Annotated in this window: 14 protein-coding genes; 6 read left to right on the top strand and 8 right to left on the bottom strand. The window is 71.8% G+C overall.

Features of this window, described 5'->3' with window-relative positions; translation table 11 throughout:
- The first annotated feature begins 8 nt into the window (after positions 1-8).
- Positions 9-431: a MarR family winged helix-turn-helix transcriptional regulator gene (locus ADL03_RS23640; protein WP_053735719.1), complete on the top strand. Its 423-nt coding sequence runs from the start codon at positions 9-11 to the stop codon at positions 429-431.
- Position 432: 1 nt separating this feature from the next.
- Here ADL03_RS23640 and ADL03_RS23635 read toward each other — a convergent pair whose 3' ends face one another.
- The 6 genes from ADL03_RS23635 to ADL03_RS50255 all read right to left on the bottom strand — a co-directional run bounded on the left by ADL03_RS23635 (position 433) and on the right by ADL03_RS50255 (position 4547).
- The gene (locus ADL03_RS23635) at positions 433-1017 is read right to left on the bottom strand and encodes a TetR/AcrR family transcriptional regulator (RefSeq protein ID WP_231642161.1); all 585 of its coding nucleotides are present in this window, start codon (positions 1015-1017) and stop codon (positions 433-435) included.
- Positions 1018-1052: 35 nt separating this feature from the next.
- Positions 1053-1793, bottom strand: a complete 741-nt coding sequence (locus tag ADL03_RS23630; protein WP_053735717.1) for an aminotransferase class IV — start codon at positions 1791-1793, stop codon at positions 1053-1055.
- Positions 1790-2950 (bottom strand): chorismate-binding protein, encoded by a 1161-nt coding sequence (locus ADL03_RS23625; RefSeq protein WP_053735716.1) that lies wholly within the window; start codon positions 2948-2950, stop codon positions 1790-1792. The genes ADL03_RS23630 and ADL03_RS23625 overlap by 4 nt, the downstream gene beginning before the upstream one ends.
- 32 nt (positions 2951-2982) lie before the next feature.
- Positions 2983-3588: a LuxR C-terminal-related transcriptional regulator gene (locus tag ADL03_RS23620; RefSeq protein WP_053735715.1), complete on the bottom strand. Its 606-nt coding sequence runs from the start codon at positions 3586-3588 to the stop codon at positions 2983-2985.
- A 57-nt stretch (positions 3589-3645) separates the two neighbouring features.
- Positions 3646-4287, bottom strand: a complete 642-nt coding sequence (locus tag ADL03_RS49735; RefSeq protein WP_063798683.1) for a LuxR C-terminal-related transcriptional regulator — start codon at positions 4285-4287, stop codon at positions 3646-3648.
- Positions 4288-4424: 137 nt separating this feature from the next.
- On the bottom strand, positions 4425-4547 hold the full coding sequence (locus ADL03_RS50255; protein WP_255353390.1) for a hypothetical protein: 123 nt from the start codon (positions 4545-4547) through the stop codon (positions 4425-4427).
- 211 nt (positions 4548-4758) lie between these two features.
- Between ADL03_RS50255 and ADL03_RS23610 the strand changes: the two genes are divergently transcribed.
- Positions 4759-5049 (top strand): LuxR C-terminal-related transcriptional regulator, encoded by a 291-nt coding sequence (locus ADL03_RS23610; protein ID WP_197288589.1) that lies wholly within the window; start codon positions 4759-4761, stop codon positions 5047-5049.
- 28 nt (positions 5050-5077) lie between these two features.
- Here ADL03_RS23610 and ADL03_RS23605 read toward each other — a convergent pair whose 3' ends face one another.
- Positions 5078-6889 (bottom strand): 1-deoxy-D-xylulose-5-phosphate synthase, encoded by a 1812-nt coding sequence (locus ADL03_RS23605; RefSeq protein ID WP_197288596.1) that lies wholly within the window; start codon positions 6887-6889, stop codon positions 5078-5080.
- Between the two features lie 331 nt (positions 6890-7220).
- On the opposite strand from ADL03_RS23605, the gene ADL03_RS23600 reads away from it, so the two are divergent.
- Together ADL03_RS23600 and ADL03_RS23595 are read left to right on the top strand one after the other, a co-directional pair.
- Positions 7221-8123: a cyclopropane-fatty-acyl-phospholipid synthase family protein gene (locus ADL03_RS23600; protein WP_053735762.1), complete on the top strand. Its 903-nt coding sequence runs from the start codon at positions 7221-7223 to the stop codon at positions 8121-8123.
- 88 nt (positions 8124-8211) lie between these two features.
- Positions 8212-9045 carry a methyltransferase domain-containing protein gene (locus ADL03_RS23595; protein WP_053735712.1) on the top strand — a complete coding sequence of 278 codons (834 nt, stop codon included), beginning with the start codon at positions 8212-8214 and terminating at the stop codon, positions 9043-9045.
- Positions 9046-9101: 56 nt separating this feature from the next.
- Here ADL03_RS23595 and ADL03_RS23590 read toward each other — a convergent pair whose 3' ends face one another.
- Positions 9102-10322: a cytochrome P450 gene (locus ADL03_RS23590; RefSeq protein ID WP_197288588.1), complete on the bottom strand. Its 1221-nt coding sequence runs from the start codon at positions 10320-10322 to the stop codon at positions 9102-9104.
- A 297-nt stretch (positions 10323-10619) separates the two neighbouring features.
- On the opposite strand from ADL03_RS23590, the gene ADL03_RS23585 reads away from it, so the two are divergent.
- Both ADL03_RS23585 and ADL03_RS23580 read left to right on the top strand, forming a co-directional pair.
- A complete protein-coding gene (locus tag ADL03_RS23585) occupies positions 10620-11657 on the top strand; it encodes a polyprenyl synthetase family protein (RefSeq protein ID WP_197288587.1) in 1038 nt (345 codons plus the stop codon).
- 25 nt (positions 11658-11682) lie between these two features.
- Positions 11683-12849 (top strand): cytochrome P450, encoded by a 1167-nt coding sequence (locus ADL03_RS23580; protein ID WP_053735710.1) that lies wholly within the window; start codon positions 11683-11685, stop codon positions 12847-12849.
- The last annotated feature ends 8 nt before the right edge of the window (positions 12850-12857 follow it).

Here is a 12857-nt window from a genome sequence, read left to right as displayed (position 1 = left end):
TTGGCGGCATGACGGCGGCCGACCTCACCGCGGCAGTGGCCGCGACCTACGACGTGTGGATGCGGACCGTCGACCTGATCGGGCCCGTGCTGAGCGAGCACCGGCTGACCGAGGCGACCTTCCAAGCGCTGTGGGCCATCGACCCGGCGGAGCCGCCGCCGTCGATGAAGGTCATGACAGAGCGGTTGCACTGCAACGCGCCGAACCTGACGTTCGTGACCGGTCAGCTCGTCGACCGGGGGCTGGTGGAGCGGTCCGTGGACCCGGCCGACCGCCGGTCGCGGGTGCTGAGCCTCACGGCCAAGGGGCGCCGGGTCCGTGACGAGGTGCTGCGGGCGACGCTGCGGACCACACCGCTGGCGAACCTCGACGAGGACGAGCTGCGGAAGCTCACGGCGTTGCTGCACCGCGCGCTGCGCACGACCGGCTGAGTCAGTTCGCGCCGGTCCGCGACCGGAGCAGGCCCTCGACCCCGGCCAGGAACGTCTCCCCGACCTCCACCGAGTCGGTCAGGCACCCCGCCGCCATCGCCCCGTCGCGGAGCATCACGAAGTGCCGGCCAGCGCGTGCCGCCGACTCCGCGTCGATCTGCGCGAACAGGTCCGTGACGGTGCTCAGGAACCACTCGCGGTGGTCGAGGACGGCCTTCAGCACCGGATGCGCGCGGTCGGGGTACTCGGCGGCGGCGTTGAGGAACGCGCACCCGCGGAACCCGGCCGACTCGATGCCCGCGGCGATCGACCCGGCGACGGCGCGCAGCACGTCGGCGGCGGGCAGACCACCCGCGACGGCCTGGTCGACCTGGTCGCGTTCCATCCCCGCGACGGTCTGGAGGTAGGCGACGACGAGCTCGTCCTTGCCGGCGAAGTGCCGGTAGAGGGTGGCGCGGGTGACCTTCGCCTCCGCGACGATCCGGTCGATCCCGACGGAGTGCAGCCCCTCGGCGTAGAAGATCCGGGTGGCCGTGGCGAGCAGGCGGGCCCGCGCTTCGGAGACCTGGCCTCGAGCGTTGTGCACCATCACGACGGTAGCAGACAGAACGGTCAGTACCGTCAAGGGTGCAGCACCGCGCGCCACTCGGCCGCCCGCACGGCGGGACCGGCCGTCAGCTCGCACTCCCGCCACCCGGTCACAACGCGGATGCCGTGCAACGCGCTGAGGCTCCACACCTCCAGTCCGTCCAAAGAGGCCAGATCGCAGCGCTCGGGCCGCACCGGCACCCCTCGCCGGGCGGCCAGGCCGACGAGCAACCGGCGCGTCACGCCGTCCAGCACGGGCAGGCTCGGATCGGGCACGCACAACCGGTCGCCGCGCCACCACACGATCGAGCTGAGCGCGCCCTCCAGCACGGTGCCGACGCCGGTGCGCAGCAGCACCTCGTCCGCACCGAACTCGGCGGCCGACGCGCGCAACGCCTGCATCGCCACCAGGTCCGGCCCCTTCGTGCGCGGGTCGCGGCGGGGGTCCGGGCCCGGATGCGGCATCAGCACCACGCCCGTCGAGCGCTCGGGAGCCGGTCGCACCCGCAGGCGCAACCGGTGGTCGGTCCCGCACTCGACGCGCGGGAACCAGCGGCCGGTGCCCGGCACGAGGGCGGCCGCGGACTTCAGGAACCGGCGCACCTCCTCCGCGCTGGGCCCGGCCGCCCGTTCGCACGCCTCGGTGAACCTGTGGTGGTGCAGCGAAAGCCCGCGCGTGACGCCGTCCGCGACCAGCCACGAGTCCGCCACCAGCAGTCCGGCGTCACCGGAGTCCTCGACCAGCCGGTCGTCCTGCCACAGGAAGGTGCTCACGTCTCTCCTCGCTCACGACCCCACGCGCCCAGCGGAACCAGGAAACGGGAGACGCCACGCAGCTTCTCGGTCGTCTCCGCCAACTCACGCCCCGGCTTCGCCGCCACGTCCGCTCCGGCCCGCAGCCACGTGCGACCGCGGTGCCGGAACACACCGCGCAGCACCGGTGTCACGTCCAGCGCACCGTCCGGCTCGGCCAGGACGACCGCGCCGCCGTACGGGCCGCGTCCTGGTTCGACCCGGTCGATCAACGCGCACGCCCGCGCCTTCGGGACGCCCGAGGCCGTGACGGCGGGCAGCAGAACGGCGACGGCGTCCCACGACGTGCGGCCCGCCGACAGCGTGCCGGTGACCTCGGCGACCGGGAAGTCCGCCACCCGCACCGATCCCGGCTCGCACACGGCGGCCAGTTCGGCGGCCACCAGGCGCACCGCGATCGCGTGCCCGAACACCGCCGTGGCGGCGGGGCACGGTTCCTCCCGCCACGCCACGTCGAACACCGGCTCCCCGCCCGGCGGCCCCGGCAACCGCGCCACGACACCACCGGCACCGTCGACCCCGATGACGACCTCGGGCTCGAACCCGAGCACCTCCCACCCACCGAGCCGCAGCAGGTACGACCGCGCCGGGTCGCGGCCGCGCCGGCCGGCCAGGTGGGTCGCGGTGAAGTCGACCTCCTCCGGCACCGGCACGGTCCGGGACAGGACCACCCGGTCCAGCAGGCCCGCCTGGATCTCGGCCACCGCCGCCCCGACGGCCGAGCGGTACTCGTCGGCGCCGTGCGTCCGCACCGGTGCCAGGACCCTCGCCTCGACGACGTCCACAGTGGACACGTCCGCGAGCCGCTTCTCCAGCACGTCCAGCGCCGCCTCGTCGTCCGCGCGCAGCAGCGCCGTGCCGTCGCGGAACCGGATCTCGGTGCGCGGCACGGCGAAGTGCCCGGCGCGGTCGAACGACACCCAGCCGTACACGGTGCGACCGGACCGGCGGGCCGCGTCGGCGGGGCTGTCCGCGACGGTCTCCGCCGCGCCCTCCGCGAAGTGCACGGTGGTGCCGTTCTCGTGGACGACGTGCGGCTCGGCGGCGGTGCGGGCCAGCGCCGTGGCCGCCTCCAGCGCGTCACCCGCGAAGGGAACGCTGCGCTCGTGCGTACTCATCAGGGACCTCACCTGTGGCAGTGCGGCGGCGGTCAGATCACTCCGGTCCGCAGCGCGTAGGCCACGGCGTGGGACCGGTTGCGGAAGTGCAGCCGGGTCGTGATCCCGAAGACGGTCTGCTTGATCGACCGTTCCGACAGGTGCAGCCGCGCGGCGATCTCGGCGGTGTTGCACCCGTCGGCGGTGAGCCGCAGGACCTCCACCTCGCGCTCGGTGAACTCCGGTCCCGCACCGTCCGCGGGGGCGCGGTTGATCGCCTCGACCTGTTCGGCCAGCCTGCGGCGCCGTTCGCTCAGGGTCTCGTCACCCCTCGCCGGCGCGGTGAGCACGGCGCGGACCAGCTCGTCGCCGGTCACGCGCTGCCGGGGCAGGATCGTGACGACGTTGGCACCGACCGACCTGAGGTCGTCGTCGCCGATCTCGTCCACGAGCAGGACCGCGGGAACGTTCCCCGCCGTCACCCGGTACACCTCGGCCGCCACGTCGGCGGAGAACCGCTTCGCCACCACGCTCACCACGTCGTAGTGGCCGCCGGGGTCGCCGTGGGCCTCGATCCCGCTCCTCGCGCGCAGGAACCCGACCAGACCCGCCTGGGTGATCGGGTCACGCGCCTTCACCAGGACCGTCGCCGCGACCATCGCTGCACCTCACGTCGAAACGTCGGGACGTCAGAACTCCGGACCCGCCACCGCAGGTCAGATCACGCCGTGGCGCAGCGCGTAGGCCACCGCGTGCGGCCGGTTGCGCAGGTTGAGCCTGCTGGTGACGTCGTGGATCAGCTTCTTGACCGACCGCTCGGAGAAGCTCAGCTTGGCGGCGATCTCCGCGGTGTCGTGCCCGTCGGCCATGAGCCCGATGACCTCCACCTCCCTGGGCTTGAGCCCCGAGGCGCGCAGGCCGTTGGGTTCGAGCAGTTCCGTGTGCACCCACCGGACGTGCCGGACGAGGTCGCCGGCCAGCGCGAACGGCAGCACCGCGCCGCCGCGGGCCGCGGTGAGCACCGCGGCGTGGAGCCGGTCGGCGGTGAACTCGGCGGTGGGCAGGACGGCCACGACGTTGCAGTCGACCGCCATGACCACGTCGATGCGCTCGACCTCCCGCGCCACGAGGACGACGGGCCGGTCGAGGAGCCGCCGCAGCTCCCTCAGCGCCGTTGCCACGTCCACGGAGAGCCGGTCGGCCACGACGACGACCACGTCCGTGGCCGCCCGTGCCGCGGCCGTGCCGAGCACCGGTTCCTCGCGCACCTCGACATCGGGAAAGGACTGCAGAGAAGTCGTGGCACCGGTTCGCGCGATGAAGTCCTCACAACACACGACGACGCGCGTGGCAGCCATTCCTTCCTTCCCTCCCGCAAAAGAATTCAGGCAACTCCGAGCGTACGACAGATCACCGAGAGCCACCAACGCCGTATCAATTGGCTCCCGAACAATGCATCCCTCCTCGGCCGTTCGCCGTACAGGAAAGCCGATTCCTACGCGATCGCGCGGGTTGACAACCCGCACGCTCCCTGCACCTCCGGAATGCCCGGTTCGCCGGATTGGTCGACAACGTTGACGCTGCCCTGATCGGGCCGCACCACCTCTGCAACCAGCACGTTTTCGCACCTCGTTCCCCAAGGGGTCACACCGGGGTCCCCAAAGGGAAGTGATTGCACCGGTCTGCGACGACATCGTTGACACGTCTACGGGAGGTCGCGCAGGATCACTCCTCGTCACCACCTGACCACTGATCGACATCACGGTGATTCCAGGTCCAGTCCCCCGATTCAACCCGCGGCCACCAGCCGCGCGGGAATGGATGGGTGCATGTATCACGGACAGCACGAAAAGTGGAAACGCGAGCAGCAGCCGGGCGGCTGCTGGAAGCCCAGCTCCCTGCAGGCGAGAATTCTGGAGGGTGTCGCGGCCGGCTTCTCCAGCGACCGGCTGTCGAGAGAGCTGTACCTCAGCCCGAAGACCGTCGACTACCACGTGCGCGTCATGTCCGACAAGCTCCAGGCGCCGAACCGGGTCGCGCTGGTGTCGAGGGCCTTCGTGCTCGACATCCTGCGCGCCGACTCGTGGCCGCCGCGGGTCGCCTGCGAGACCGTGGACTGACCGCGGTGCGTCCCCGCAACCACCGTCCTCACCGCCCCTCCCCCGCGTGAACGGCCCACGTGCCGGCGTCGTCGATGCCGTCGGGCGTGGCGTCGAGGCCGGCGAGCAGGTCCACCACGGCCCTCGTGAGGTCGTGCGCGGTCAGCCCGCAGGCGGCGAGCACCTCGGCCCGCGAGCCGTGGCCGAGGAACCGCCGCGGGATGCCGAACTCCCGCAGCGGGGTGCTGACGTCGTTGTCGCGCAACGCCTGCGCGACCGCCGAACCCACGCCGCCCGCGCGGCTGTTGTCCTCGACCGTGATCGCGAGCCGGTGGCGGCGGGCCACGTCGGCCAGCGCGGGGTTGACCGGCGAGACCCACCGGGGATCGACCACGGTCACGCCGATGCCCTGGGCCCGCACGCCGTCGGCGACCGCGAGCGCGAGCCCGGCGAGCGCTCCGACCGCGACGACGAGCACGTCCGACGGGCCGGAGCGGCGCAGCACGTCGATCCCGTTGAACGTGGCGACGGCGGGCAGGTCCGGGCCGACGGGTCCCTTGGGGAACCGCAGCAGTGTCGGGCCCTCCGACCACGCCACGGCCTCGGCCAGCAGCTCGGCCAGCCGGGCGCCGTCGCGTGGTGCCGCGATCCGCAGCCCCGGCACCACCTGCAGCACCGAGAGGTCCCATATGCCGTTGTGGCTGGGCCCGTCGTCGCCGGTGACGCCGGACCGGTCGAGGACGAACGTCACCGGGCGCCGGTGCAGCGCGACGTCCATCAGCACCTGGTCCAGCGCGCGGTTCAGGAACGTGGAGTAGATCGCCACCACCGGGTGCACGCCGCCCAGCGAGAGGCCGGCGGCCATCGTGACCGCGTGCTGCTCGGCGATGCCGACGTCGATCACGCGGCCGGGGTGCTTGCGCTGCAACGGGAGCAGGCCGGTCGGCTCGGCCATCGCCGCCGTGATGGCGACCAGGTCGGCGCGCTGCTCGGCCAGCTCGACGAGCGTCTCGCCGAACACCGACGTGAACGACCGGCCGGACGACGGCAGCGGCAGTCCGGTCACCGGGTCCATCGGCTTGACGGCGTGCCCGAGGTCCAGGTCGTTGTCCTCGGTGTGCCGGAACCCCTTGCCCTTGGCCGTGATCACGTGCACGACGACCGGCCTGGCCAGTGCGGCCGCACAGCGCAACGCTTCCTGCACGGCCGCGATGTCGTGGCCGTCGACCGGGCCGAGGTGGGCGAGCCCGAGCTGCTCGAACACACCGGGGCCGCGCCCGGCGCGCAGGTCGGCCAGGTGCCGGGCGAGCCCGCCGACGGTCGGCGCGTAGGAGCGGCCGTTGTCGTTGAGCACGATGACGAGCGGCCGGTCCGGTCCGCCCGCGATGTTGTTGAGCGCCTCCCAGGCCATGCCGCCGGTCAGCGCGCCGTCGCCGATGACCGCCACGGTCGCCCGGTCGTGCCGGCCGAGGTGGGCGTCCGCCCTGGCCAGTCCGTCCGCATAGGACAGTGCGGTGGACGCGTGGGAGTTCTCCACCAGGTCGTGTTCGGACTCCTGCGGGCTCGGGTAGCCGGAGAGCCCGCCCGAACGGCGCAGCCGGTCGAACCCGGCCTGGCGGCCGGTCAGGATCTTGTGCACGTACGACTGGTGCCCGGTGTCCCAGAGCACGCGGTCGCGCGGGGACTCGAAGACCGTGTGCAGGGCGATGGTCAGCTCCACCACGCCCAGGTTCGGCCCGAGGTGTCCGCCGGTCGCGCAGACCCGGTCGACCAGGAACGCGCGGATCTCCCCGGCGAGGTCGCGGAGCTGTGCGGCGGTCAGCTCGCGCAGCCGCGCCGGGTCGCGCACGGTTTCCAGCAGCGCCATGTCGAACAGTGCTCCTCACCGGGTGTGGTCGCTCTCGGTCGGTCCGGACCGGTCGTGGCGGGTCCGCCACCATTCCCACTGCGTTCCCGAACTCGGACACGGCATTGGTGTCGCGCAGCAGCCACCAATCCGGAGAATAGTCCGTTTCGAACCGCGTGCCGCGTCGTTTGGGGTTTTTCCCAAAGTCGGAACCGGGCCCACGGGCGTCGTTGACACCGCCAGTCCCGCGCCGCCACGATGGAATGCGATCGCTATTCGCGATGAATCCGGTCCTCAGGCCATTCACCAACGCAGTCGTCGGCAACCGAGCCCTGGAGAAGTGACCGTGTCAAATCTTTCAAGTTCACCTCTGGCAGCGCTGGACCCCCAGGACGAGGTACGGGTAGTCGGCCAGTACTACGACGGCAAAACGGCCAAGCTCGTGCGCAAGTACGGCCCGGGACCCCGGATTCACTACCACGTGGGCTACTACCCGAACTCCGCCACGCCGTCGCACGCGCCCGGCGCCACGCCGGAGGACATCCGCGGCAGCATCCGGGTGCACCAGGAGGGCCTGCTGCAGTACGCGGCCAAGATCTGGGGCGCGGAGCACCGGCTGTCGGGCAAGGTGCTGGACGTCGGCTGCGGTCTCGGCGGCGGCTCGCTGTTCTGGGCCCAGGAGTACGGCGCCGACGTCACCGCGGTCACCAACGCGCCGGAGCACGCGCCGATCGTCGAGGGCTTCGCGCGGGAGGCCGGCGTCGGCGGGAAGGTCCGCGCGCTGGTCTGCGACGCGAACCAGCTCACCGTGGACGACGGCCCGTACGACGCGGCGGTGGCGATCGAGAGCAGTGGGTACTTCAACCGCCCGCAGTGGTTCCAGCGGCTGGCCGATGTCATCCGTCCCGGTGGCAGCGTGTGCATCGAGGAGGTGTTCACCACCCGTCCCGGCGGTGCCGACGTGTGGGCGGAGTACTTCTACTGCAAGCCGGTCTCGGTGCTCGACTACGCGGAGGCGGCGAAGGCCGCGGGGTTCGAACTGGTCGACGAGGTCGACGCCACGGCGGAGACCGCGCCGTTCTGGGAGGAGAGCGCCGCCTGGACGAAGGCGGTGCTGGACAGCGACGACAGCCTTTCCGCCGTCGAGCGCAGGAACATGCGGATCTCCCTGCTGGCGAACGAGGCGCAGGGCGCCGAATGGCGAGCGGGCGGCCTGACGCTCGGCTTCCTGCGCTTCGAGAAGAGGTGAAGGAGAAGGCGTTGCCCCCGCGCTCGGCCGGGACTGCCCGGCCGAGCGTCCGCATGTCCACCCCGTTCCCGACGATTCGGAGTTCGTCATGACGATCGACCAGTCTCCCGCCCACCACGCCGGGGTCCGCAACGTGTACGACGGGTTCGGCCGGGTCTACCGCTCCGTGTGGGGACCGAACATCCACTACGGCTACTGGGAGGACGACGCCGACGACAGCTCCGTCGAGGTCGCCACGGACCGCCTGACCGACCTGATGATCTCGGGCCTGGCCGCGCAGCCCGGCCAGCGGGTCCTCGACATCGGCTGCGGCATCGGCCACCCGGCGCGGCGGCTCGTCCGCACGGCCGGCGTGCACGTGGTGGGCATCAGCATCAGCCACCTGCAGGTGCAGCAGGCGAACGAGGACGCCGCCGCGGCCGGGCTCGGCGACAAGGCCACGTTCCAGTTCGCCGACGCCATGGACCTGCCGTTCCCCGACGCCTCGTTCGACGCGGCCTGGGCGTTCGAGTCGATGTGGCACATGCCCGACCGCGGCCGGGTGCTCGCCGAGACCGCCCGCGTGCTGCGGCCCGGCGGCCGGCTCGTGGTCGCCGACGTCGTCCAGCGCGAGCCGATCACCCCCGACGGCCAGGTCGTCATCGACCACATCAAGGCCAACTACGGGGTGACGACCCTGGGCACCATCGACGAGTACGAGAAGAACCTCGCCGCGGCCGGGTACGTCGACGTGGAGATCCGCGACATCACCGACAACGTGATCCGCACCCTGCTGCTCATGGCCGACGCCTTCGAGACGGTCCGCGACAAGCTCGCCGACCTGGTCGGCGGTGAACAGGCCGACTCGCTGATCGACTTCGTGCGCCGGTTCGGGTCCATCCCCGAGAGCGGCTACATCTACGTGACCGCGGTCCGCGCCTGACCTGACGACAGCACGGAAGAGCCCCGGCCACACCTGGCCGGGGCTCTTCCTCGTGGTCACTGCCGGACGCGCAGCTCGGTCAGCGCCCGCAGCGGGAACACCGGCTTGTACCGGCGCGACTGCCCCGGCGCCAGGGTCAGGCCCGGCATCCTGGCGGCGATGGCCTGCACCGCGACCTCCAGCTCCGCACGGGCGAACGACGCCCCGAGGCAGAAGTGGATGCCGTGCCCGAACGCGAGGTGCGAGGACGAGCCGCCGCCGGGGCTGAACGCGGCGGGACACGCGTGCACGCGGCTGTCCCGGCCGGCGGTCCCGTACAGCAGGAGCAGCCTGCTCCCCTCGGCCAGGTGCACGTCACCGACCACCACGTCGCGGGTCGCCGTCCGGTACATGCCGGCCAGCGGGGCGTCGAACCGCAGCCCCTCCTCGACGAGGTCGCGGGTGTCGATCGTGCCGTCGGCGACCCGTGCCCAGCCACCGGGTGAGCTCAGCTGCTGGTACGTGATCGTGCCGAGCGCCTCCGCGCAGGTCATGTGGCCCGCGAAGATCAGCGTGGGGATCTGCACGGCGACCTCGTCGGCGGTGAGCGTGTTGCCCGCCCTGCCCTCGTGCAGCAGCTCGCTGATCAGGTCGTCCTGCGGGTGGGCCAGCCGGTCCCGCGCGAGCTCGCGGGCGAACGCGCCGAAGTCGACCAGCCCCTGCGCCCATTCCCGCAGCAGCTCGGGGTCGGTGTCGCGTTGCAGCATCATCAGCTCGATGCGCTGCTCGGACCACAACCGGCAGCGGTCGAGGTAGTCGTCCGGCACCCCGAGACGCGCGCACATCACCTCAAGCGCGTACGGCACCGCGAACGCCTCGATGAGGTCGAACTCGGCGTCGGCCGCGGCGCGCTCGACGAGGTCGGTGGCGATCTTGCGCATCGTGGGTTCGAACGCCCTGACCTTGGCCGGCGTGAACCCGATGTTGAGCACCTCGCGGACCCTGGCGTGCGCGGGCGGGTCGAGCGAGCCGACGCCCAGGCCACCGTCACCGCGCCACGTCTTGAACATCCTGGCCACGTCGTCGGGCAGCGGCACCCTGGGACGCGGGTTGTGGTCACGCGCCGAATAGCTCTTGTCGTCCTTCAGCACGGCGAGCAGTTCCTCGCGCCGGGTGACGCACCACGCGTCGAGCAGCGGCGCGTAGAACACCGGCTCGTCGTCCCCGATGCCGGCCAGGAACTCGTACGGGTCGTCGCGATGTTCGCCGTACGGGTCGAACGGCCTGCCTTCGCGCAATTTCCCGGAATCGGCTGATACAGCCATTTCGCCTCTCAAGCATTGAGTGAACCGTCGCCAGGGGGCGGGTCGCGTCGCGCAGCCACCAATCCGCACATTAGTCCAGTTCAGGCTCTGCGCCGCCGTCTTTGGGGTTTTTCCCAAAGTCCACCGCGCTCGCACGGCGTTCGTTGACACCACCGCGAAGGCTCGTTCAGGATGTTGACCGGAACCACGGCTCACATTCCCGGGCACCGCCCGGGGGTTTTCCGCGTTCAATTCACGAACGCGATGTGCGAGCACCGGAGGAGAATCCCGATGAGCACACCCGGCACTGCGTCGACGGGGCTGCAGGCCCTCCTGTCGCCGGGGATGGTGCGGTCAGCGGTGTTGCCCGTCGTGCGGCAGCAGGTGTCCGCGCTGGAGCCGACCCTCGCCCGGATCAGCGCCTACCACCTCGGTTTCACCGACGAGCGCGGCGAGCCCAGCGGTGCCGCCAGCGGCAAGCTGACCCGCGCCTCGTTGATGATGGCGGCGGCAGCGGGCGTCGGACTGCGGCCGGAGGACGTCGTGTCCCAGGCGGCGGCGTTGGAACTGCTGCACAACTCGACTTTGGTCCACGACGACATCATCGACGCGGACGACCTGCGCCGCGGCCGCCCGGCCGCGTGGAAGGTGTTCGGCACGGGGCTGGCGATCCTGGCCGGGGACGCGTTGCAGGCGCTGAGCATCCAGATGGTCGTGGAGGACCCCGGCCCCGGCCGTGCCGAGATCTCCGGCGCGTTCGCGGAGGCCACCCGGCTGGTGCTCTCCGGCCAGTCCCGCGAGCTCACCGTCCGGCTCGGACCGGACGCCGGCGTCGCGGAGTACGACCGGATCGTGGAGGAGAAGACGTCCGCGCTGCTGGAGTGCGCGCTGGTGACGCCGGCGTTGCGGGCGGGCAGCCCCGGTCACGTCGTGGCGGCGCTGCGCGGAGCGGGCCGGCACCTCGGTCTCGCCTTCCAGATCGCCAACGACGTCGAGGACATCTGGGGCGACCCCGCGGTGACCGGCAAGCCCGTCCGTGGCGACATCGGGCGGCGCAACCCGTCCTTCCCGGTGCTGGCGGCGCTGGCCGCGGGCGGTGCGGCCGGCGAGCGGCTGCTCGGGCTGTGGCAGTCCGACGACAGCACGGCGGCGCACCTGCGGGAGATGGCCGACCTCGTCGAGGAGTCCGGCGGCCGCCGCACGGCCGAGCAGACCTCGCGCGACCACTTCGGCTCCGCGCTGGCGCACCTCGGCCGGGCCGAGCTGTCCCCGGCGGCGACGGCCGAGCTGACCACCCTGTTCGACCGCATCGTCCACCGCACCACGTGAACCTCGATCCCGGCGGAGGTCGTCAGTGAGTACCCCGGTTCAACTGCCGTTCGAGCAGGAGGACGTCCTGCGGCTCGCGCCGCGGTTGCGCGAGCTGCAGTCCCAGGGCGCGGTCCACCGGGTGCGCACTCCCGACGGCGGTGCGGCGTGGCTGGTCACCGGTCACGCGGAGGTGCGGCAGCTGCTCGACGACGACCGGCTGAGCCGCACCAACCCCGACCTGGCCGCGCAGGACCCCGGCTCGGCGCTGCTCGCGAGCCTGCTGGGCGGTTTCGCCACCGACCACGCCCGGATGCGCGCGTTGCTGGAACCGCACTTCTCCCCCGAACGCATGGCGGAGCTGCGCCCGTACGTCGAGAAGCAGACCGGGCAGCTGCTGGACCAGCTGGCCGAGCGGACGCCGCCGGTGGACCTGCGGGAGGCGGTGGCGCTGTCGTTGCCGATCCAGGTGATGTGCGAGTGGCTGGGTGTGCCGCAGGAGGACAAGGACCGCTTCGGCGGCTGGACCAGGGACGCGGCTGGCGTCGGCGACCCCGTGCGGTCCAAACAGGGGCTGGGCGGGCTCTTCGGCTACTGCAAGCAGCTCGTCGCGGAGAAGCGGCGCAACCCCGGTGACGACGCGATCTCCCGGATCTGCGCGACCGAGGGCATCACCGACGACGAGGTCCTCGGGCTGACGGCGTTGCTGCTGTTCGGCGGCTACGAGACCACGGTGGCCAGGATCGGCACGAGCATCGTGTTGCTGCTGTCCGATGTGGACCAGTGGCGGGCGGTGGTGGACGACCCGGCGCTCATCCCCGGTGCCGTCGAGGAAACCCTGCGGATGTCGATGCCGAACCCGCACAACGGCGGCATGCCGCGGTACGCGGTGACGGACTTCGAGGTCGACGGGGTGGTGATCCGGGCGGGTGACCCCGTGCTGCTGAACATCATCGCGGCCAACCACGACGAGGCGGTCTTCCCCGCACCCGGCCGGGTCGACGTCACGCGCGACACCGTGGCCAGCCTGGTGTTCGGCCACGGCGCACACCACTGCGTGGGCGCGGCGCTGGCGCGGATGCAGCTGCAGGTGGTGCTCACCCAGCTCGTCGCACGGTTCCCGTCGCTGCGCCTGGCCGTCGGCGTGGACGAACTGGAGCTGCGCACCGACACGTTGATCGGCGGTTTGGTCGAACTCCCGGTGACCTGGTGATTGGGACC

Origin of the sequence: Nocardia sp. NRRL S-836 (assembly GCF_001279525.1) — a bacterium.
Lineage (GTDB): Bacteria > Actinomycetota > Actinomycetes > Mycobacteriales > Pseudonocardiaceae > Lentzea.
This window is presented reverse-complemented; position numbering and strand designations above follow the sequence as displayed.